Annotated in this window: 2 protein-coding genes; both read right to left on the bottom strand. The window is 63.4% G+C overall.

The window, feature by feature from the left end:
• Positions 1–747, bottom strand: a 747-nt coding sequence (locus ACJH7A_RS30310; protein WP_406803306.1) for a hypothetical protein, incomplete at its 3' end; no start/stop codon positions are given.
• 100 nt (positions 748–847) lie between these two features.
• A protein-coding gene (locus tag ACJH7A_RS30305) for an IS3 family transposase (protein WP_109498924.1) occupies positions 848–2,031 on the bottom strand; the annotation gives its coding sequence in 2 pieces (ribosomal slippage) (positions 848–1,779 and positions 1,779–2,031; 1,185 coding nt in all).
• Positions 2,032–2,231: the final 200 nt, after the last annotated feature.

The following is a 2,231-nucleotide window of genomic DNA, read 5'->3' as shown; positions in this document are numbered from 1 at the left end:
CACCGACACGGCCTGAACATCTCCGCCCACCTCAGCCCCGTCCCCGAATTCCCACCACCCCAGGGGACTTAGCCGCGTCCGTTGGTTCGGGTCGGTCCAATGCTGAATGCCGTCGTACTGGACGCCGACCTTCCAACGCCGCCAACCCATGTCGATACGCCCCACCAGTTCCCCGTATTCGCCGAACACCTCGATCTGTGTGTCGGTGGGCCGTATGCCCGCCTCTGTCAGCAACAGCCGAGTTCGGGTCTCCTGGGGCGACTCTGCACCATAGTCGGCCAATTCGAGAACCCGACGTAGCTGGACCAATCCCCGCATTCCCCGATGGGCGTCGATAAGCGCCTGCACCTCAACAAGTTTCAAATCGCAAGCCTGAAGCAGCGCGTCCACCCTGATGACTGCTTTGGTCGATCCCTTGCGGCGGCCGAGATCGAACGCGGTCCGAGCCGGATTGGTCGACCGGATGCTGCGGAGTTCACAGATTTCGTCGGGATCGAGTGCATCACTGTGCAACAGCACGCCTGCGGCCTTGTGCCTGCTGGGCTGGTTGATCTCGGCGGGTTCGTCGGCGCCGATCCACTTCGATCCATGCAAGGCCGCAGCCGACAGCCCCGCGACAACACCACGCCGCCCTGACCACAACCAGACGCCGACGGCCTTATCGGCCGGTGTCATCACGGCGCCACGAGGGATGTACACGTCGCGGTGGATCATGTCGTGCCGCGTATCCAGGTCGTACCGGCTCACCAATCCCGCCGCCAACGCCTCTGAGCCCCGAAAGGGCCAATTGCCCGCCATGCGTATTGGACGCTGACGGTGGGCTTGACCCTGTTTGGTGGACACAGGGTCAGGCGGCTTGTGCCGTCTGATTGATCCGGTTTTCAAACTCGACGGGGCTGATCATGCCCAGTGCGCTGTGACGCCGGCGGCGGTTGTAGACCCGCTCGATCCAGTCACCGACGGCGAGCCTAGCGGCAGCTTTCGTCGGCCACAACCGCCGGTCGTAAAACTCGACTTTCAGTGTCGCCCATAATGATTCAGTCGCAGCGTTATCCCAGCACACCCCGGTACGGCCCACCGACCGCAGCAGGTTGTTCTCCCGGGCGAACCGAGCCAGCTGCGCCGAGGTGTACTGACAGCCCCGATCGGCATGGAAAATCACCTTCTCCGGCAACGGGCCACGCAACGCGATCGCCATCGTCAACGCCGACTCGACAACATCGGTATGCAGGGTATCGGCGATCGCCCAACCGATCACCCGCCGCGAATGCCCGTCCCGTACCGCCGCCAGATACAACCAGCCTTCCCCAGTCCGCAGATAGGTGATGTCGCTGGTCCACACCGCGTTGAGCACACCGGTATCGAAACGACGTTTGACCAGGTCCGGGATCGCTTCGGCATCCGGGTCCGCCACGGTGGTCGGCGGACCGAAAGTGCGCGGACTGATCCCGAACAAACCTTGGCGGCGCAGTGATGCCGCCACCGTCTTGCACGAGACCACCCAGCCATCCTCCCGTAGATCGGCCAGGATGCGCGGTGCGCCGTTCACCCCGTCGGAGTCGGCATGAAACCCCGCAACTGCGGTGTCGAGGCGCTTACGGCGCTGCTGGGCCGGCGTAGGACCGGCAGCGCCGGCCACACGCCACTTGTAGAACCCCGACCGCGATACCACCAGCAGTCGGCACATCCGCACAATGCTGAAGTTCGCCTTCTCCGCCTCGATGATCCGGTAAGCATCTACCGGTTCTGTTCGGAGGCGAAGAAGGCTGCCGCTTTTTTTAAAAACTCACGGTCCAAACGCAATTCAGCGTTCTCCTTGCGCAGCCGCTCCAACTCGGCGCGCTCATCAACATCAAGCACCCCGCCAGTATCCCCGGCCGACTCGCGGGCCTGGCGCACCCACCGACCCAACAACTGCTCACCCAGATTCATCTCCGCGGCCACATGCGCGATCGGACGTCCCGTCTCGATCACCAGGCGGGCAGCCTGCTCCCGAAACTCCGGGGTGTACTTCTTACGCTTGCCCGCCATACGGACATCCTTCCCGCAGGACCAGCAGTCCCACCAGTTAGGTGTCCACCATCAGGGGTCAAGCCCAACGGCCACCGGCCGGTTCCATGCCTCGCCCAACGTGAACAAGATCGCGACGATTCGGGCTCAAAGTCAATCGATTAGTGCAACGTGGCTAGGCGGCTTGGTTCAAGAGCGCGGCTAGGCGTTGGGCTGGGGTG

The sequence above is a fragment of the Mycobacterium sp. SMC-17 genome (assembly GCF_045310915.1).
Taxonomy (GTDB): domain Bacteria; phylum Actinomycetota; class Actinomycetes; order Mycobacteriales; family Mycobacteriaceae; genus Mycobacterium.
This window is presented reverse-complemented; position numbering and strand designations above follow the sequence as displayed.